The sequence below is a fragment of the Pseudoalteromonas sp. GB56 genome, assembly GCF_054923835.1.
The window spans coordinates 791,796-810,955 of the sequence record NZ_JBPCHK010000001.1 but is presented as its reverse complement, the minus strand read 5'-3'; the positions used below and the strand labels follow the sequence as shown (position 1 = coordinate 810,955).

Genomic DNA, 19,160 nt, shown 5'->3' with positions numbered 1-19,160 from the left:
TTAGTACTCATCATCCATTGCCGGTCCGGCGTAATTATCGAAGCGCGAGTATTGCCCTTGGAAGGTTAACCTCACCTTACCGATTGGACCGTTACGCTGCTTACCGATAATAATTTCTGCCGTGCCTTTATCCATACTGTCATCGTTATACACTTCATCGCGGTAGATAAACATGATTAAGTCGGCATCCTGCTCGATTGAGCCCGATTCACGTAAGTCAGAGTTAACTGGGCGTTTATCAGCTCGTTGCTCTAGCGTACGGTTAAGCTGAGACAGAGCTACAACTGGGCATTCTAATTCTTTTGCGAGCGCTTTAAGTGAGCGAGAAATTTCCGCAATTTCTAATGTACGGTTATCTGACAAGCTCGGTACACGCATCAGCTGAAGATAGTCGACCATGATCATACTAATACCGCCGTGATCACGTGCAATACGACGCGCGCGAGAGCGCACATCAGTTGGCGTTAGGCCCGATGCATCATCAACGTACATCTTACCTTTTTCAATCAACAGCCCCATGGTCGATGACAGGCGCGCCCAATCATCATCATCGAGCTGACCAGTACGTACCTTAGTTTGGTTAATCCGACCTAATGACGCGAGCATACGCATCATGATCTGTTCCGAGGGCATCTCCAGTGAGAAAATAACCACAGGTTTATCGCGAGTCATCGCCGCATGTTCGGCTAAGTTCATCGCAAAGGTGGTTTTACCCATTGATGGACGTGCCGCCACGATAATCAAATCAGATGGTTGCAGACCCGCGGTCATTTTGTCCAAATCAGAATAACCAGTGCTCACACCCGTTACACCGTCTTGCGGTGACTGATACAACTCTTCAATCTTATCGACTGTTTTTTCTAGAATTGTGTGGATGTTCTGCGGGCCTTCAGTGCTTTTTGTGCGCTGTTCAGCAATTTTAAATACTTTACTCTCGGCCAAATCGAGTAACTCGTGACTGCCACGCCCTTCAGGATTGAAGCCCGCTTCTGCAATCTCATTGGCAACACCAATCATTTCGCGGATCACCGCTCGTTCGCGCACGATATGGGCGTATGCTGAAATATTCGCAGCACTGGGTGTGTTCTTCGCTATTTCACCCAAGTAAGCGAAGCCACCAATCCCTTCAAGCTGATTATTCTTTTCCAGAGACTCAGAAATGGTGATCAAATCGATAGGTTGCCCGGCCTCCACCAGCCGTTCCATAGCTTCAAAAATAAACCGGTGCGTGCGGGTATAGAAATCCTGAGACACCACAATTTCCGCCACTCGGTCAAAGGCTTCGTTATCAAGCATGAGGCCACCGAGCACAGACTGCTCAGCTTCAATGGAATGCGGGGGTACTTTTAGGCTATCAACCTGTTTATCTATCTTTGCCATAGTTACTCAAGCGGCGAGTTCAATGGCTTTATTCTATCGGCTTAAGAGGGCTATGCAACTGCTGTGTCACATTTTTAAAAAAGAAGCGGGCCAAGGGCCCGCTAAGTTGGGAGTTGCTGTCCAATTAAGGTGCAAATCTAGTTGTGTTTGCGCAGGTTTGTGTTGCCACTGATGGTCGTCACTTCCACTTCGGCTTCGCCTTGACCAAGCGTAAAGCTTAAACTTTCACCTGGACCATATTTCGCTTCTACCGCTTTATCTTTGCTCAATTCGTTACGAATATCGCCACCGGCGTGTGCTTCTAAATCAAAGCGTGCTGACACATCTGTTGGCAAATACAAATCAAAGTCGCCACTGACACTTTCTGCACGAATTTGTGCGTTCGCTTTGAGCTCTTTTACATACACTTCCAGCTCACCGTTTACGGTATTTAGCTTTAGGCTACCTAAAGTGTTCGCACGCAGCGTTAAATCACCGTTTACATTCTCAAAACGAATGTCTTCTGATTTTGTGCTACTGGTTACATCACCGTTAACCAGTGTCATGCGCAGCTGACCTTCTGAGTCAACATCATTGATATCGCCGTTAACCGTTTGATAGCGAATATCACCTTTTAAGTTCGTGCCATTCACATCACCGTTAACTGTTTCAAACACTAATGTGCCCGATAAATCTTTTGCGTCGATGTCACCATTTACGGTTTCAATACGGCTCTCGCTTGTCAGTTCACTCACGTCAACATCAACGTTTACGCCTTCTAAGCTCAATGCACTTTGCATTGGCATGTAGATAGTGAGCTTTGAACCATCGCTATCGTCGTTGTTACCCCATCCCCAGCCGCTGTTGTATTTCTTCGGCATTTTTACAATAAAGTCAGTGCGTTGACCACGGGTTTCTAAGGTATAACCTTCTGCTTTATCATCCAGTTCGCCTTTGATTTGCAGACTCGCTTTGTCCCACCCTTTGATGATGATGTCACCACGTTGATTATCGATAAAAATACGGCCATCGGCTGGAACAGAAATTTGCTCATCAATTTTTTCACCTGCCAGTGCTAAACAAGGCACCATTGCTAGGGTATATGCTAATGCTTTCATGTCGTTCTCCTAAATATGCTGTAATACAGTGCTTTGTTTTGGTGAATGCACTTTATTAATTAAATCAAGTTGTTGCTGATACACTTGCGCTAACATGCCAAGCAATGCGCGGTTATTTGGGTCATCTTCTAGGGCGTCTTTAATCGCTTTTTCTGCTTGCTCGAGCTCAGCGAGTTGCGTCTTCCAGTTATCTGTGAGTGCTGGTTGCGATTGATACTGCACCAACAAACTTTGTTTTTGCTGCTCATAGGCATCGCTGATAAGCGCGAACTGGGTGCTGTCTTGCTGCATCGGCATGTTCAAGCCAACTAGTGTGACTAATACTGCTGCCGCTGCCGTGCCAAACGCAGGCATTGCCCAATTACGCTTTGCTTTTTCTTGCTGGGCGCTTTGCTGCAAGTTAATCGCATGCTCGATACCTGGCCATAAATCACGGCTTGGGCTGATTTCTTCTTGCTGCGATTGCAGTTGCTCATCTAAAAACTGTTCGAAGTTTGGCTTACTCATTCTCGTACCACTCCTGTAACAACCCACGTGCGCGGTGGTATTGGGATTTTGAAGACCCCACCGCCATATTCATCATTTGTGCAATCTCTTCGTGGCGATAACCTTCCACCGCATGCAGCACAAACACTTGTCTTGCTCGCTCTGGTAAACGCACTATCAACTTATCAAGGCCGTTGAGCTCTTGGCATTGAGCAACCTGTTCATGCTCCATACCCGTGTCTTCGCTACTTACGACTTTTTGAATCCAGTTCTTTTGCTTTCGCAGGTAGCTAATAGCAATGTTGCTCGCTACCCGATGCAACCATGTACTGAATTGTGATTTACCATCAAAGCTGTGGATCTTCTGCCACAACTGCACAAACACTTCCTGTGTCACATCTTCCGCTTGCGCATGATCAGCCACTAAGCGAAGACAGAGCGCATAGACACGTTTCACGTGATTCTGATACAGGGTATAAAAGGCATCTTGGTCACCCTGCTGGGCTCGCTCAATGGTGCTTTGTTCCTGTTGCGCCGTTTGTGTTTGTGAGAATGCCTGTTCGGCATTAACCAACATCTGCGTCATCCTGTTGTTGTTATTTGCTTTGTTACTGTATTAGACGCGCACAAAAGTACAAAGGGTTTAAATGGTTTTAAAAAATTTTTTAATTTATTTTTCAAAGGGAAATAGTTGGGGTTTGGGATGGGTTTGAAAGTTGGGTGATCGTGGTGACGATGGCACTTTGAATTGAGTTCTTGTCGCGGTGGCGACGGCACTTTGAAGTGAGTTATTGTCGCGGTGGCGACGGCACCCAAAAGGGGAATAATACGATTCCCCCTTTGAAATCCCCCCGTACCCCAGCGTTTGCTAATTGTCTCGCCTACTGGCGTGGCTTACGCACCCAGCGAAACTCGGCCTCCCGCCTCGATTCGCTTAACTCGGCTATCCCTGCCTCGTTGTGCTACCAACACCATCCGGCTCAACGCAAACGCAAGGGGCAATCACTGACACACCGAGTTAAAATATGGATTCGAGTTTAAAAAAATACGCCAATTGGAATTTGTTTCTATCGAAGGTAATCTAACCATCTGATATTTTAGCTCAAGACCAAAGGAGAGGATTGTGATTATTCCAGGGAAAGGAACGAGTCTTTATAAGATTGGAGTTCATAAAAACTCAATCGACTTTTCTACTCTCGAAATACAGTCAATTGAGAAGCGTGGAAATTTGGAAGTCATTAAAACTAAATCGATATGGCTCTTTGTTGATTCTAATACACAAATAATTACACAGGTTTCCGTGTTTAAGCCTTTTGAAGAAAAGGTTTTAGATATAGTTGGTCTTGGTGACTTTATATCAAAAGTTCATGACGCCTTTGGCAAATGCATTATAAATCATAAAGTTCATGAACCGATTCAGTATCCAGGTGTATCATTTGAGACCGAGAAAGGGACTAAAGCGAATAATGCAGTGATTTCTTGCATATCGGTCTCAGATCCATACCCATCAGATATTCTGCTACCTAAGCATAATAATGATAACTTCCCAAATAAAAAGAAAAAGCTACCATAGCGAGAAATGCATTATTATCAAACGCAAAGAGCTCGCAAATGAGTCAATCATAAGCCACAGGTATTACCGTCTCCCGTTTTGATTCGCGCTGTAGAAATCAGCTTTTGTTGTGCAGTGTGCTTGAGACAGCGAGATAGGGATATCGAGCTAGGTTTACCGAGTCAGGACGACGAGTTAAACCGTGTTGAAAGCTAAGCGGAACGTTTAACAAAAACGCTGAGTTCGTAAGCATTTGCGAATCACGGGTTCGCGGGGTTTCCAAAGGGGGAGTCGAATTACTCCCCCTTTGGGTGTCGTCGCCACCGCGACAAAACCTATCAGTAACCACCGGCGTCGGCGGCCCGACAAGATTTACCCACAAACATCTTTGTCGGCGCATAGCACCGACCTACATGAGTATGATTATCAGCGACCTAAAAGTAGGCATAAAAAAACCGCGCCTTGGCGCGGTTTTTCACATAAAGCTAATCAGCGATTAAGCTTCAGCAATAACGATCACTTTGATAGTTGCAGTAACTTCTGAGTGAACCTGGATTGCTACGTCGAATTCACCTGTTTCACGGATAGTACCGGTAGGTAGGCGAACTTCTGATTTAGCTACAGCGATACCAGTTGCAGAGATCGCGTCAGCGATGTCACGAGTACCGATTGAACCAAATAGTTTACCTTCGTCACCTGCTTTAGAAACTAGAGTCACTTCTGCAAGTGCTTCAAGTTTTTCAGCGCGTGCTTGTGAAGCTGCTAGCTCTTCAGCGATTTTAGCTTCAAGGTCAGCACGACGTGCTTCGAAAGTTTCGATGTTAGCTTTAGTTGCAGGAACTGCCTTACCTTTTGGGAAAAGGAAGTTACGTGCGAAGCCAGATTTAACTGAAACCTGGTCACCTAGGCCACCTAGGTTTGCGATCTTGTCTAGTAGAATAACTTGCATGTCTCTACACCTTTTAAAAACAGTTAATCCGCTGCTTACTTATGTAAGTCAGTGTATGGAAGAAGGGCTAGGTAGCGAGCACGCTTGATAGCGGTTGCTAGCTGGCGCTGATACTTAGCGCTAGTACCTGTGATACGGCTAGGTACGATTTTGCCACTTTCTGTAACGTAGTTTTTAAGAGTAGCTAGATCTTTATAATCAATTTGTTGTACGCCTTCCGCTTTGAAGCGGCAGAACTTACGACGTCTGAAGTAACGTGCCATGAGTATTTTCCTCAATTAATTCTTTCAATTTGCTGAGCGTGTAATACCAGTTGACTCAGACCGTTTCGGCCTTGGTGGCGATTTAAAAATCCCCTAACTCGTACTTGTTGCTCAACTTGCAAATATTGTGTTGCAGGTTGATGCTCTTTGCCGCTTGCGACCACTTGAATACGAACATAACTTTGTCGGTTAAGCTCGGCTTCTAACTGTATTGATCTGTGCTCTAGCACAAAGATACAGTGTGGCACACCGGCTGGGCTTTGACTGAATTTAGGGGCCTTACAAATAATGCCACCCAGTTCGACTAAGTTGAGCGCAAGCTCACTAGGCCTATCAGCCATTACAACCACGCAGAACGATTAAGCTTCAGCAGCTTCTTTTTTCTCTTCTTTAGCAAGAGGAGAAGCTTCAGTTACTGCATCTTTAGTGCGCATAACTAGGTTACGTAGCACTGCATCGTTGTAGCGGAAAGAAGTTTCAAGCTCGTTGATTACTTCAGTTGGTGCTTCAACGTTCATTAGAACATAGTGTGCTTTGTGAAGCTTTTCGATTGGGTAAGCCAATTGACGACGGCCCCAGTCTTCTAGACGGTGAATCTTACCGCCAGCTTCAGTGATTGAACCAGTATAACGCTCGATCATACCAGCTACTTGTTCACTTTGATCTGGATGAACCATGAATACGATTTCGTAATGACGCATGGGTATTCCTTACGGTTAATATAGCCTTCCACCGTTTCGACCACTCGGTTTAAGGCAAGGAATTAAAGTTAAAAGGTCGAAATGAGCGCGTATTCTACGTATTGCTGGTGAATTAATCAACTTAATTCGTATGTTACAAGCATAAAAAAGCCCGCGATAATGCGGGCTTCATGCGAATACAGATTATTATGCGCGTTGTCTAAGCACTTCAAACAAACTGATACCCGTTGCCACCGACACATTCAGGCTCGAAACGGTGCCAACCATCGGTATTTTTACCAGCACATCGCAATGTTCGCGGGTTAATCGGCGCATGCCGTCACCTTCAGCCCCCATCACCACGGCAATCGGACCTGTAAGGTTTGCTTCAAACAAGGTGGTGTCAGTTTCACCTGCGGTGCCCACTACCCACACGCCTGCGTCTTTAATCTCACGCAACGTACGTGCAAGGTTAGTGACCTGCACTAAAGGCACAGTTTCAGCTGCACCACAGGCCACTTTACGCGCTGTTGCAGTGAGCTTTGCCGACTTATCTTTGGGAACAACCACGGCGTGTACACCCGCCGCGTCAGCGCTACGTAAACATGCGCCGAGATTGTGCGGGTCAGTGATACCATCAAGAACCAGTAAAAATGGCGTTTCTTCACGCTTGATGATGTCATCTAAATCTTTTTCGCTGTATTGCTTACCCGCTCGCACATTGGCGATGATACCTTGGTGTTGTTCACCTTTGGCTTTGTCATCGAGGGCTTTACGCTGCATAAACTGGATGGAAATACCAAACTTGCGCGCTTGATTAATCACCTCATTGAGACGCTTATCTTCGCGTCCTTTTAGTGCGTAGATCTCTAAAAAGCGCTCTGGCTCTTTACTCAAAATGGCTTCAACACTGTGAAAGCCAAAAATTAGTTCGTTACTCACAAACACTCTCTACTATTTTGCTTTGTTGCGCGCATTTTTACCTGCACGAGACTTTTTCTTTGCCTTCTTGGCCTTGGCTTTCTTCGCCACGGCCCCCTTTTTGTCTTTGTCTGCGCTCTTTTTGAACTTGCCTTTACCTGACTTACCGTGCGGCTTATCGCCGGATTTAGCTGGACCTCTTGAGCCTGATTTAGGTTTTTTGGCCTTACCAGGAATATCACCCGACTTTAACTGATCGCGCACTGATGGCTTCGCGCGGCGGCGACTGTATCTGTCTTCGCTGTCGCTCGCAAGCACCAAGTTAATACGGCGGTCTTCTAATGATACAGATGCAACCTGAACGCGGATTTTATCGCCCATGCGATACACCTTGTTGGTGCGTTCGCCTACCAAGCAATGTTTGGCACCATCATAGTGATAGTACTCATCACCCAAACTGGCAATGTGTACGAGGCCGTCAATTTGCAAATCGTCTAAACGCACAAATACGCCGAAGTTAGTGACGGATGAGATCACCCCACCAAATTGCATGCCCACATGGTCTTGCATATATTCACACTTGAGCCAATCAGCCACTTCGCGCGTTGCATCATCAGCACGGCGCTCGGTCATCGAGCACTGTTCACCAAGTTGGTCGGCTTCATCAGGGGTATATTCATACGCACCACTGGTTTGCTGGCCTTGGGACTTCAAAATAGCCTTAATCGCACGATGCACTACCAAGTCAGGGTAACGACGAATTGGCGACGTAAAGTGCGCATACGCTGGCAATGCCAACCCAAAGTGACCAATGTTATCCGCTTGATAAACCGCTTGCTTCATCGCGCGCAGCAACATGGTTTGGATTAGTTCAATCTCTGGGCGCTCGGCCAACTTATCCAAAGCTGACGTCAGCTCACCTGGCTCAGGTGATTCACCAAAAGGATTTTCTACACCGAGTTCCGCTAAGAACTGCCTAAAGTGCGACATTTTTTCCGCATCTGGCTCATCGTGTACACGATAAAGCGCGCTAGCTTCGTGTTTTTCCAACAAACGTGCTGCTGCGACGTTGGCTAAAATCATGCACTCTTCGATGAGCTTATGCGCATCATTGCGCACCACAGGCACAATTGACTCAATCTTGCGGTGAGCATTGAATACAAAGCGCGTTTCCAAGGTTTCGAACTCAATAGCGCCACGTTGCTGACGTGCCGACTTAAGCGCCATGTACATCTGTTGCAGGTCTTGCAGATGACCCACTAGCGGCGCATATTCTTCGCGCAAGCGCTCATCGCCCTCTAAGATGGCGTGCACCTTGGTATAAGTAAGGCGCGCATGCGAGTTCATCAGTGCTTCGTAAAAACGATACCCCGAAAGCTTACCGGCATCTGACACTGTCATTTCGGCGACCATACATAAGCGGTCAACTTTAGGATTTAGCGAACACAAGCCGTTAGACAGCACCTTAGGTAACATCGGAATAACTTGCTCAGGAAAGTACACTGAGTTACCGCGGTTGATGGCTTCTTTATCCAGTGGTGAGCTCTTTTGCACGTAATGTGAGACATCGGCGATGGCTACCCATAAACGCCAGCCGCCGGATTTCTTACGCTCACAAAATACGGCATCGTCAAAGTCACGAGCATCTTCACCATCGATGGTCACCAAAGGTAAATGGCGCAAATCAACACGCCCTTGCTTGTCTTTGTCTTCAACAAATTCACCCAGCGGCGCAACTTGTTGCTCTACCTCTTCAGGCCATTGGTGTGGGATCTCGTGGTTGCGCAGTGCAACTTCAATTTCCATACCTGGCGCCAAGTGCTCACCCAATACTTCGGTCACTTTGCCAACCGCATTCATATGACGCGTTGGGCTTTGGGTGATCTCGATTTGCACCATTTGATTATGGCGTGCACCTTTTTCAGCGCCTGGCAACACGATGATATCTTGGGTAATACGTGGGTCTTCCGGCACAACAACAGCCATGCCGTGTTCAACAAAGTAACGACCAATAATAGGCGCACGCTCGTTCTCAAGCACTTTAACAATACGCGCTTCGACTTTGCCGCCCTGTCCTCGTGAAGCAGCCTTCGCAAGCACCACGTCGCCGTGCAACACCATATTCATTTGGTGGCGCGCAATAAACCAATCTTTTGGTTCACCTTCCACTTGCAAGAAACCAAAGCCATCACGGTGGCCAATAACCTTGCCTTTTACCAAACCGCTGTCATCTGGAATGACGTAACATTTCTGCTTATTGAAGTGCAGTTGGCCTTCACGTTCCATTGCACGCAAACGGCGTTTAAAAGCAATTTGACGGTCACTTTCAAATACGTCGAGTTCGCTACACAATTGGCTGAAGGTGGCAGGTTTAGCGCGTTTCTTTATGTGGTCGAGAATAAACTCTCGGCTGGGGACGGGATTGTCGTATTTTTGCTGTTCTCTATCGAGGTGTGGATCCTGTTTGGTCATTCACTATCTTAAACTATGATTTATGCTGTTATTTTAACCCATATACGAAAAAGGCAACAGGGAATTACTGTTAAAGTTTTGGGTCGGTTATGATTTTTTGCCGTAAAGGGGCTAAGTTGGTGCGAATTGCTGCTTAGTTATCCATAGGCAATCGTGCGCGGGCAACAACAGAGTCAGGCATTTTCTTCGCAAGTGTGGCCAATTGAGTGCTTATCTGCTTGTGCATTGCTGTATCAACTACCGTTGAGTGGAATAGCCAACGATAGGCATCTTCGTAGTCTTGCGGACTGCCATAGCCACTATTGTAGAGTTTTACCAAGCGCATCTGCGCAGGCAAACTCCCTTGTGCTGCAGCTTCTCGCAAATAAACAATTGCTATCGCTTTGTCAGCCTGAACCAATTTTCCAGTGTCATAATAACGTCCAAGTTGCTCCAGTGCTTCAGCTAAGCCTTGCTCTGCGGCTTGGCGCATGTAATACACACCTAACTCTACGTCGCGCTCAACACACACATTGTAAGCAAGCATGTCACCATATAAAAACTGATAGGCAGGTAATTCCATTTTACTGGCGCGAGCGGCAATATCTTGCACCAACTGGCAATCGTCGTCTTTCACGCGTTTCAAGTGCGCATTTTTGCGAATAAGCTTCACCAGTTCATCTTGCGTGTACAACTGCACCGCTTCGATAGGCTCGGCGGCTTTAGCTGCGCCCATTACAGAGGCAAGCAGTACACAACTGGTAAGTAAAAAACGCATAACGCTCCTTTGACACTCTCAGGTTTATTACTGTTTATCTAGCAAATGCAGTGCCAAAGTTAGAATCTTTAGGCACAAAAAAAGCTGCCGTAGCAGCTTTTTTTAACACAATCTGTGATTACTCACCGAATGGGTTACGTACAATCATGGTCTCAACACGGTCTGGACCGGTAGAGATGATATCAACAGGCACACCTGTGATTTCTTCAACACGTTTGATGTAATCAATTGCTGCTTTTGGTAGGTCTTCAACGCGAGTTACACCGAATGTGTTTTCGCTCCAACCTGGCATTTCTTCGTACACTGGCGTTACTTTCTCATAACCTTCAGCGGCAAGTGGAGTCACGTTAGTCACTGTGCCATCTTCAAGCTGGTAACCAGTACAGATTTTGATAGTTTCAATGCCATCAAGTACGTCTAGCTTAGTCATACAGAAGCCAGAGATGCTGTTGATTTGTACCGCACGGCGCATTGCCACTGCATCAAACCAACCAGTACGGCGTAGACGACCTGTTGTCGCACCGAACTCGTGACCTTTTTCGCCTAAGTGCTTACCAACTGGGTCTTGCTTATCAAGGCCGTCGTAAAGCTCTGTAGGGAAAGGACCTGAACCTACACGTGTTGTATATGCTTTAACGATACCCAATACGTAGTCTAGGTTAAGCGGACCAAAACCAGCACCCGTCGCAACACCACCTGCGGTCGTGTTTGAAGACGTTACATACGGGTATGTGCCGTGGTCGATGTCAAGAAGTGTACCTTGTGCACCTTCGAATAGGATGTTTTCGCCGTTTACTCGAGCTTGGTCAAGCATCTCAGTCACGTCAACAACCATTGCTTTAAGGATCTCTGCCACTGCCATTGCATCGTCAAATGTCTTCTGGAAGTCTACAGGCTCAACTTTGTAATAATTTTCTAAAGTGAAGTTGTGGTACTCAAGGATCTCACGAAGCTTGTTTGCAAATTGCTCTGGGTTGAACAAATCACCTACACGTAGACCGCGACGAGCCACTTTGTCCTCGTACGCAGGACCGATACCACGACCTGTTGTACCGATTGCTTTCGCGCCACGTGCTTTTTCACGCGCAACATCAAGCGCTACGTGATAAGGCAAGATTAGCGGACATGCTTCAGAAATAAGAAGACGCTCACGCACTGGTACGCCACGCTCTTCAAGCATGCCGATTTCTTTCATTAATGCGTCAGGAGCAAGTACTACACCGTTACCGATGATACATTTAACGTTGTCACGCAGTACACCCGATGGGATCAAGTGCAGTACGGTTTTCTCACCATTGATCACTAGCGTGTGACCAGCGTTGTGGCCACCTTGGTAGCGTACTACTAAAGATGCTTTATCTGTAAGAAGGTCAACAACCTTCCCTTTCCCTTCGTCACCCCATTGGGTGCCTAATACAACGACGTTTTTACCCATTGCAAATTCACTTAGAAAAAATTAGGCGCAGATTTTAGCAGAAAAGCACACCACAGATCACCCCGTTTTGGCTATTTTTTCTGCTAATGATTTTTTTTTACCAAATCTGTGAAGAATGTAACCAGATTAAGTGCTGGATAAATGATGCAATTACAACACGGGATATTTCTTATGTAGTTATTCTACAAAAGAAAAACTTTATCACCGCGAACATAATGTTTAGCTAGCTATCGAGATTTGTTATTTCGGCGAGTTGATATTAATTTAAGCTCGGTGTGTTACAGCGACTGTATTAGGTGGAATAGTAGCCCACCAACCACGATTAAAATGATGCCAATAATTTTTAGTGCTTTTTCGTCTGTTGCCCCTAGCTGAACCATGTAAGCCCGCCACTTTCTTGGGAACAAAGCAGGGCCGAGCCCTTCAAAAATCAGCATCAGTGCAAAGGCGCTGAGAACAATCTGCCATGTCATATGTATTTGCATCCTATAGGCAAAAAAAAGCCCTGAGGTTCTACGCTCAGGGCCTTACTATACGAATCAATTATTGCGCTGTTGCGCTCTTCATGTATTTGAAGAATTCGCTATCCGGCTCAATAACCATCACGTCTTGTTTGTCTTTGAAGGTATTTTTATACGCATCAAGACTACGTAAGAAGCTAAAGAACTCTGGATCTTTATTGTATGCATTCGCGTAAATGTTTGCAGACTGCGCATCACCTTCACCGCGGACTGAGCGCGCATTACGCTCTGCATCTGCCAGCATAACCGTTACACGACGGTCTACTTCAGCACGAATTTCTTCTGCTTTTTCCTGACCTTCTGAGCGGTGTTCCTTTGCAACCGCAGTACGCTCTGCGCGCATACGACGATAGATTGACGTACTGACTTCATCAGGTAAGTTGATTTGCTTCACACGTACATCCAGCACTTCAATACCCAGCTCACGTGCGCTTTCTGAGGCTTGAACCAAAGCATCAGCCATCAGCTCACTACGCTCACCCGACACAATCTCACGGATTGTACGCGCACCGAAGTTTGTACGAAGACCATTATTCACTTTCTGGCTTAGTAGCGTTTCAGCATAGTTTTTATCACCACGAGTACGTAGGTAAAAGTCACTGAAATCTTGTACGCGCCATTTCACATATGAATCAACGATCAAGTCTTTCTTCTCGCTCGTTACGAAACGATCTGGCACACCGTCAAGCGTTTGAATACGTGCGTCGAGTTTACGAACTTGTGAAACAAACGGCACTTTGAAATGTAAACCTGGCTCGTATACCACAGCATTATCTGTATCGTCTTTTTGTACTTTAGAGAACAACAAGACAATAGCACGCTGACCTTCTGGAACCACAAACACTGACGAAAATGAAAGTACTGCAGCCGCTAAAATGAGGATTAAACTAAATGCTCTCATGGTTATCGTCCTCCATTAAAACGGTCTTTAGCAAAACGATCATTGCCTGAGTTTACTTGGCTGTTATCTGCTGCACTGGTGCCTAGCTTGTTACGTAACTCACCAATGCTGTTCGCGCTTGGAATAGTCACTTGTTTGCCTTTGTTGCTGTGCTCCATGATTTTGTCCAGAGGTAGATACATCATGTTGTTACCACCTTCGACATCAACAAGCACTTTAGAACTGCTACCGAGCACTTGCTCCATCGCCTCAATGTATAAACGTTGACGCGTAACTTGCTTCGCACTTTCGTACTCAGGTAATAGCTTTTCGAAACGTGCCACCTCACCTTGTGCTTCTAATGTTACGCGCTCGCGGTACGCTTCAGCTTCTTGAGTCATACGCGTTACTTGACCACGTGCACGCGGTTCGATTTCACGCGCATAGGCTTCTGCTTCACGAATGAAACGCTCTTCATCTTCTTGTGCTGCAATCGCGTCATCAAATGCGTCTTTTACCTGCGCCGGTGGGCGCGAGTCTTTGAAGTTCACGTCGGTTACAATCAAACCTAGCTTGTATGGTTCGATAATCTGGTTGAGTTCTTCACGCGTACGTTGACGAACATCTTCACGACCCGTTGTCAGTACTTGGTCCATTTTTGCATGACCAACAACATAACGAAGCGCACTGTCGAGTGCTTGTTGTAAGCTGTGATCAGCATCAGTCACACTGTACTTATATAGGTATGGGTCAACCACTCGGTACTGTACTTCAAACTCAACGCTTACTACGTTCTCGTCTTCAGTCAGCATGAAACCAGACGCTGATAATGAGCGCACTGCTTCAATATCAACTGGGATCACGTTTTCAATAAACGTGGCCTTCCAGCGTAGACCTGGCTCAGCAATACGAGCAAATTTGCCGAATTGTAGCACCACGCCACGCTCCGCTTCTTTTACTGTATAGAAACCACTTAGCGCCCAAATAACCAGTGCGATAATAACGACGAAAAATAATCCCGGGCCACCTAGGCCACCACTATTTCGATTACCGCCCTTGTTGCCACCGAACAGTCCACCGAATTTTTCGCTGTACTTTTTCAGTACCTCGTCTAAATCGGGTGGGCCTTGATCGCGACCACCTTTATTATCCCAAGGGTCTTTATCATTGCCATTGTTACCCGGCTCGTTCCAGGCCATAGCTCTACTCCATAGTTGTCTAAATTCGATACTCAGGACAATGGTAACTTAGCATTGCCCTGTTTGTCATAGTTAGTCGCCGAAATGGTCAAACTAACGGACTAAATAAATCTCTTTGCTGGGGCTACTTTAGCCTATTTTCAATGGCTAAGTAAGGTAAGCATCGATTTGTTCACCGATTTCTTTTCTTAACTTATTCCACTCACTCATAGGCACGTTAACGTTTAGCAACCAGTTTCCTTGTTCGTCATAGCCTTCGCTGTTAATGCTGTTAAGGTTATACAGAGCCGCACGCAGTCGACCTTGACTAGGCGGTACACACAGCTGTGAGTTGAGCATCTGCTTAGCAAGCAATTCGCTAATTGCGTGTGACAACAACTCAATGCCTAGCCCTTGCTGCGCTGATAACCAGACCCGACGCGGACGACCTTCATCGTCTCTATCAATGCGCGGCTCCACGTCTTCAAGCTGATCAATTTTGTTGTACACCAACAATTGTGGAATTTCATTCGCGTCGATTTCTTCAAGCACTTCTTGCACTTGCTCGATGTTTTCTTTACGGCGTGGATCAGCCGCATCGATCACATGCAGTTGAAGGTCTGCTTCACGGGTTTCCGTTAGTGTAGCTTTAAATGCAGCAACTAAATCATGCGGCAAGTGACGAATAAAGCCCACGGTATCGGCAAGGATGACACTACCAATATCTGGCACTTCAAGCTTACGCAAAGTGGGGTCAAGAGTTGCGAATAACTGGTCCGCTGCATACACCTCTGAATTAGTCAGGCGGTTAAATAACGTCGATTTACCGGCGTTGGTGTAACCCACCAAAGACACACCTGGAATCTCATTTCTGTTTCGGGCTCGGCGCCCCTGCTCACGCTGTTTGGCAACCTTATCGAGACGTTTGAGAATGTTTTTAATGCGCGCACGCAGTAGCCGACGGTCGGTCTCTAACTGAGTTTCACCCGGACCACGCAAACCGATCCCGCCTTTTTGGCGTTCTAAGTGGGTCCAGCCGCGGATTAGGCGTGTGGAAATGTGTCGCAACTGAGCGAGCTCAACTTGCAACTTACCTTCGTGCGTTCGCGCACGTTGTGCAAAAATATCAAGAATAAGGGCCGTTCTATCAAGCACGCGACATTTGCACACTTTTTCTAAATTGCGCTCTTGTGATGGGCTTAATTCGTGGTTGAATATAATGACATCTGCATTGTGGAATTGGACAATCTCAGCAATTTCTTCTGCCTTCCCCGTGCCGACGAATAGCTTCGGGTGCGGTGCCTGACGACTGCCTTGCACAATCGCCAGACTACTAACACCTGCAGAAGACACAAGCATTTCTAACTCTTGAAGGTCTTCTCTATCGCCTTCATGAGGAAATTCGATGTGAACTAAGACTGCCTGTTCGCCGGCTTCATAACGGTCAAACAAGCATTACGCTCCTACTGATTAAAAATTCCCTTCTTCTGACTCGGGTGCGTCTGTTCCTTGCACACCATGGAAATTCACTGATCGGGCAGGCACGACGGTTGAAATCGCGTGCTTGTACACCATCTGGTTAACTGTGTTCTCTAGCAAGATAACAAATTGGTCGAAAGACTGGATTTTACCTTGTAGTTTAATGCCGTTTACTAAAAAGATAGAAACTGGAACACGCTCACGACGTAACGCATTCAAAAATGGGTCTTGTAACGATTGGCCTTTTGCCATTGTTATTTTCCTTAGTTTGTAGGTGTTATTATGTAACTATATATGGAACATACTTAAAAAGAAAAATCGTCCCAATAATATTAGCTTAGCGAACTTACAACACGTTGCAAGTTTTGCCCGTCCCCACTTTCAAGCCACGTGAGGTTATCCCACCCGCGTAACCACGTTAGCTGTCTTTTTGCCAACTGACGGGTCGCAGCAACGCCACGAAAGACCATCTCATCATAGCCAATTTCGCCAGCGATGTAATCCCACATTTGTCTATAGCCAACACAACGTATCGACGGCAAATCAGGGTGTAAATCGTTTCTTTGATATAGGGCCAAAACTTCATTTTCAAACCCTTGATCTAGCATTATTTTAAATCTTTTCTCAATTCGCTCGTGCAACACTGAGCGATCACTCGGTGCAATAGCAAATTGATGTACTGGAAAACCAAGCGCCGGCGCTTTAGTTCTTTGTAGCTCAGTCATGGTCTTACCTGAGATACGATACACCTCGAGTGCGCGATTAATTCGCTGCGAGTCATTTTCATTTATTTTGGCTGCCGCGTCGGGGTCTACATTCGCCAACTGCGCATGCAACGCAGGCCACCCCATTTTTTGCGCCTCTTGCTCCAACTGAGCACGCACGGCTTCGTCCGCTTCTGGAAGTGGAGATAAGCCTTCGAGTAAGCCTTTAAAATACATCATGGTGCCACCAACCAATAACGGCACCTTGCCTTGTTGGTGCAACTCTTTGATGTTTTGCAGCGCATCAGCACGAAAGTCTGCCATTGAATAGCTTTGTGCGGGGTCGATAATGTCTATCAGACGATGCGGCGCACGTGCGAGTTCTTCAGCATTCGGTTTTGCCGTGCCAATATCCATGTCTTTATAGACAAGAGCCGAATCAACACTGATCACTTCTGTGTCAAAATGGCCACACAAGTCGATGGCAAGATCAGTTTTACCTGAGGCTGTGGGCCCCATTAAAAATATAACTGGCAGTGAACTCACAGAATTTAAACGCTTATTTATTTGAGGTAGTCAGATACGTCTATTTTAACGGCTTTTTCTTGCAAATGCTGAACTATCTCTGTGGATTTTTGTAATTGCTGTTGCCACGTTAAGAAGTCGTTACTTTCAAAATAACTCTCTGGTACGTGCTGTGCGAGCCATTGCAACCACATTGCCTCCGTTTCATTTTCAGTATCAGGAGTATCAAGTACACATTCAATGACTTGTTTCGCGTCCAGTGAATATAAGGCACTCGGTAAACGCTTCACCATAACGTGCTGCGCAGCCACCTCCAAATCAAAGCCAACAACCGACAACCAAGACGACCACTGCGCCAATCGTATGCTTTCTTCTTTACTGATAGCGACACGCACTGGCAGCAGCAACGCTCTGCCGAGCAACTGAGCTTCGTCCTGTAATTGAAGCTGCCAGGCTGGTATGAGTGCATAACGCCAGTGACTAAGATACAAATCCCCATTGATGGCCAGAGCGCAACGCCCGAGCTTTAGCGATAATAAATCAACCAGCTGTGCCTCGTTGCTTGCAGTTAACGCTGGACGATGCATGTACGCGTGCTCACTTTGCTCCGTGCCCACTTCTGCGAAGTGCTGTGCCTGCGATTCATTGACACCTTGATAAAAGTGATTGATATGCGCGATGCTCTGGGCACTCGGCGTTAAGCTTGGTGGTGTATAACTGCGACTACCACCGCCTCCTCCTGCGCTGCCTGAATACGCTGATGCTGAATTTGGAGCTGGAGAGTTATCATAGCCCAGTGGCTGCAAAGGTGATTTAGGATAGTGTGCACTGACATGCTCTGTGACATGATTTTCAGAATTATTTTGCAGAACCTCAGGACGAGCAAACAAGTCTTGTTCAGTGGCAATCAGTTGCTTCACGGCTTGCAGAATAAAGTCATGAACTAACCGTGCCTGGTGAAAGCGCACTTCATGTTTTGCTGGGTGTACATTCACATCTACTTGCCGCGGGTCAATTTCCACATACAACACAAAGGCAGGCACATGATTGGCTCCAACATGCTCTTCAAAAGCTTGACGAATGGCATGCAAAATGAGCTTATCGCGCATCATACGCCCATTTACATAGGTGTATTGCGGCTCTGTTTGTGTTTCTTGGGGCATGATCCAGCCATGCAAATACAAACCATGGTCACCACTTTGTAAATGCATGCCTTGCTCAGCAAACCCTTTGCCAGCGACCTGTGCAACTCGCTTCACAGCTTGCTCTTTCGACACCGGACGATACTGGCGCACAACTTTGCCATTGTGTGTCAACGTCAAGGCGATATCGAAGCGACTCAGTGCGATGCGTTTGAGTAATTCATCAATGTGGCTGAACTCTGTTTTCTCAGTGCGTAAGAATTTGCGCCTTGCAGGGGTGTTAAAAAATAAGTCTTTAACTTCTATGGACGTGCCATCAGGGTGCGCCGTTGGCTGCACCTGAACCGCCATATCTCGGCCTTCAGCAAACGCCTGCCAAGCTTCAGTTTGGGCAGCTGGTTTTGATTTTAGTGTGAGACGAGAAACTGAACTAATTGATGCGAGGGCCTCACCACGAAAGCCGAGTGAACAGATATTCTCTAGATCATCGAGCGACTTGAGTTTACTGGTCGCATGACGCGACAACGCGAGTGTTAATTCATCTTTAGCAATCCCACTGCCGTTATCAGTAATGCGAATAAGCTTGTGTCCACCGCGCTCGATATCGACCCTAATGCGTGTTGCTCCAGCGTCTAAGCTGTTTTCAACCAACTCTTTTACGACAGAAGCAGGACGTTCAACCACTTCACCCGCGGCGATTTGGTTTGCTAATCGCGCTGGCAATATTTCAATGCTCATA

General features: G+C 46.4%; 20 protein-coding genes. 1 reads left to right on the top strand and 19 read right to left on the bottom strand.

Annotated elements, in window-relative coordinates:
* The 4 genes from dnaB to ACH19P_RS03870 all read right to left on the bottom strand — a co-directional run bounded on the left by dnaB (position 1) and on the right by ACH19P_RS03870 (position 3,540).
* Positions 1-1,380: a replicative DNA helicase gene (dnaB, locus tag ACH19P_RS03885; RefSeq protein WP_462157182.1), complete on the bottom strand. Its 1,380-nt coding sequence runs from the start codon at positions 1,378-1,380 to the stop codon at positions 1-3.
* Between the two features lie 137 nt (positions 1,381-1,517).
* A complete protein-coding gene (locus ACH19P_RS03880; protein ID WP_462157181.1) occupies positions 1,518-2,477 on the bottom strand; it encodes a DUF4097 family beta strand repeat-containing protein in 960 nt (319 codons plus the stop codon).
* Positions 2,478-2,486: 9 nt separating this feature from the next.
* Complete coding sequence (locus ACH19P_RS03875) at positions 2,487-2,984, bottom strand: hypothetical protein (protein WP_462157180.1); 498 nt, start codon at positions 2,982-2,984, stop codon at positions 2,487-2,489.
* The gene (locus ACH19P_RS03870) at positions 2,977-3,540 is read right to left on the bottom strand and encodes an RNA polymerase sigma factor (RefSeq protein WP_462157179.1); all 564 of its coding nucleotides are present in this window, start codon (positions 3,538-3,540) and stop codon (positions 2,977-2,979) included. Before ACH19P_RS03870 ends, ACH19P_RS03875 begins: the two co-directional genes overlap by 8 nt.
* A 546-nt stretch (positions 3,541-4,086) precedes the next feature.
* On the opposite strand from ACH19P_RS03870, the gene ACH19P_RS03865 reads away from it, so the two are divergent.
* Positions 4,087-4,536 (top strand): hypothetical protein, encoded by a 450-nt coding sequence (locus ACH19P_RS03865; protein WP_462157178.1) that lies wholly within the window; start codon positions 4,087-4,089, stop codon positions 4,534-4,536.
* Between the two features lie 475 nt (positions 4,537-5,011).
* On the opposite strand, the gene rplI is transcribed toward ACH19P_RS03865, so the two are convergent.
* The 15 genes from rplI to mutL all read right to left on the bottom strand — a co-directional run bounded on the left by rplI (position 5,012) and on the right by mutL (position 19,159).
* Complete coding sequence (gene rplI / locus ACH19P_RS03860) at positions 5,012-5,464, bottom strand: 50S ribosomal protein L9 (RefSeq protein WP_347391160.1); 453 nt, start codon at positions 5,462-5,464, stop codon at positions 5,012-5,014.
* Between the two features lie 35 nt (positions 5,465-5,499).
* Complete coding sequence (rpsR, locus tag ACH19P_RS03855; protein ID WP_010386263.1) at positions 5,500-5,727, bottom strand: 30S ribosomal protein S18; 228 nt, start codon at positions 5,725-5,727, stop codon at positions 5,500-5,502.
* Positions 5,728-5,738: 11 nt separating this feature from the next.
* Positions 5,739-6,068 carry a primosomal replication protein N gene (gene priB, locus ACH19P_RS03850; RefSeq protein ID WP_462157177.1) on the bottom strand — a complete coding sequence of 110 codons (330 nt, stop codon included), beginning with the start codon at positions 6,066-6,068 and terminating at the stop codon, positions 5,739-5,741.
* 18 nt (positions 6,069-6,086) lie between these two features.
* Positions 6,087-6,428, bottom strand: coding sequence for a 30S ribosomal protein S6 (gene rpsF, locus ACH19P_RS03845; protein ID WP_105187948.1), 342 nt, complete (start codon positions 6,426-6,428; stop codon positions 6,087-6,089).
* Between the two features lie 186 nt (positions 6,429-6,614).
* The gene (gene rlmB, locus ACH19P_RS03840) at positions 6,615-7,349 is read right to left on the bottom strand and encodes a 23S rRNA (guanosine(2251)-2'-O)-methyltransferase RlmB (RefSeq protein WP_347391162.1); all 735 of its coding nucleotides are present in this window, start codon (positions 7,347-7,349) and stop codon (positions 6,615-6,617) included.
* A 12-nt stretch (positions 7,350-7,361) separates the two neighbouring features.
* Entirely contained in the window at positions 7,362-9,800 is a 2,439-nt protein-coding gene (rnr, locus tag ACH19P_RS03835) for a ribonuclease R (protein WP_462157176.1), read from the bottom strand.
* A 133-nt stretch (positions 9,801-9,933) separates the two neighbouring features.
* The gene (locus ACH19P_RS03830; protein WP_462157175.1) at positions 9,934-10,557 is read right to left on the bottom strand and encodes a tetratricopeptide repeat protein; all 624 of its coding nucleotides are present in this window, start codon (positions 10,555-10,557) and stop codon (positions 9,934-9,936) included.
* A 118-nt stretch (positions 10,558-10,675) separates the two neighbouring features.
* The gene (locus ACH19P_RS03825) at positions 10,676-11,992 is read right to left on the bottom strand and encodes an adenylosuccinate synthase (protein ID WP_462157174.1); all 1,317 of its coding nucleotides are present in this window, start codon (positions 11,990-11,992) and stop codon (positions 10,676-10,678) included.
* A 278-nt stretch (positions 11,993-12,270) separates the two neighbouring features.
* Positions 12,271-12,465 carry a DUF2065 domain-containing protein gene (locus ACH19P_RS03820; RefSeq protein WP_462157173.1) on the bottom strand — a complete coding sequence of 65 codons (195 nt, stop codon included), beginning with the start codon at positions 12,463-12,465 and terminating at the stop codon, positions 12,271-12,273.
* Positions 12,466-12,535: 70 nt separating this feature from the next.
* Entirely contained in the window at positions 12,536-13,414 is an 879-nt protein-coding gene (gene hflC / locus ACH19P_RS03815; protein WP_462157172.1) for a protease modulator HflC, read from the bottom strand.
* A gap of 2 nt (positions 13,415-13,416) precedes the next feature.
* Positions 13,417-14,592 carry an FtsH protease activity modulator HflK gene (hflK, locus tag ACH19P_RS03810; protein ID WP_462157171.1) on the bottom strand — a complete coding sequence of 392 codons (1,176 nt, stop codon included), beginning with the start codon at positions 14,590-14,592 and terminating at the stop codon, positions 13,417-13,419.
* Between the two features lie 147 nt (positions 14,593-14,739).
* Positions 14,740-16,023 (bottom strand): ribosome rescue GTPase HflX, encoded by a 1,284-nt coding sequence (gene hflX, locus ACH19P_RS03805; RefSeq protein ID WP_462157170.1) that lies wholly within the window; start codon positions 16,021-16,023, stop codon positions 14,740-14,742.
* Positions 16,024-16,041: 18 nt separating this feature from the next.
* Positions 16,042-16,302 carry an RNA chaperone Hfq gene (gene hfq / locus ACH19P_RS03800; RefSeq protein WP_462157169.1) on the bottom strand — a complete coding sequence of 87 codons (261 nt, stop codon included), beginning with the start codon at positions 16,300-16,302 and terminating at the stop codon, positions 16,042-16,044.
* Positions 16,303-16,382: 80 nt separating this feature from the next.
* Positions 16,383-17,300 carry a tRNA (adenosine(37)-N6)-dimethylallyltransferase MiaA gene (gene miaA, locus ACH19P_RS03795; protein WP_462157168.1) on the bottom strand — a complete coding sequence of 306 codons (918 nt, stop codon included), beginning with the start codon at positions 17,298-17,300 and terminating at the stop codon, positions 16,383-16,385.
* 17 nt (positions 17,301-17,317) lie between these two features.
* Positions 17,318-19,159 carry a DNA mismatch repair endonuclease MutL gene (gene mutL / locus ACH19P_RS03790; protein ID WP_462157167.1) on the bottom strand — a complete coding sequence of 614 codons (1,842 nt, stop codon included), beginning with the start codon at positions 19,157-19,159 and terminating at the stop codon, positions 17,318-17,320.
* Position 19,160 lies beyond the last annotated feature (1 nt).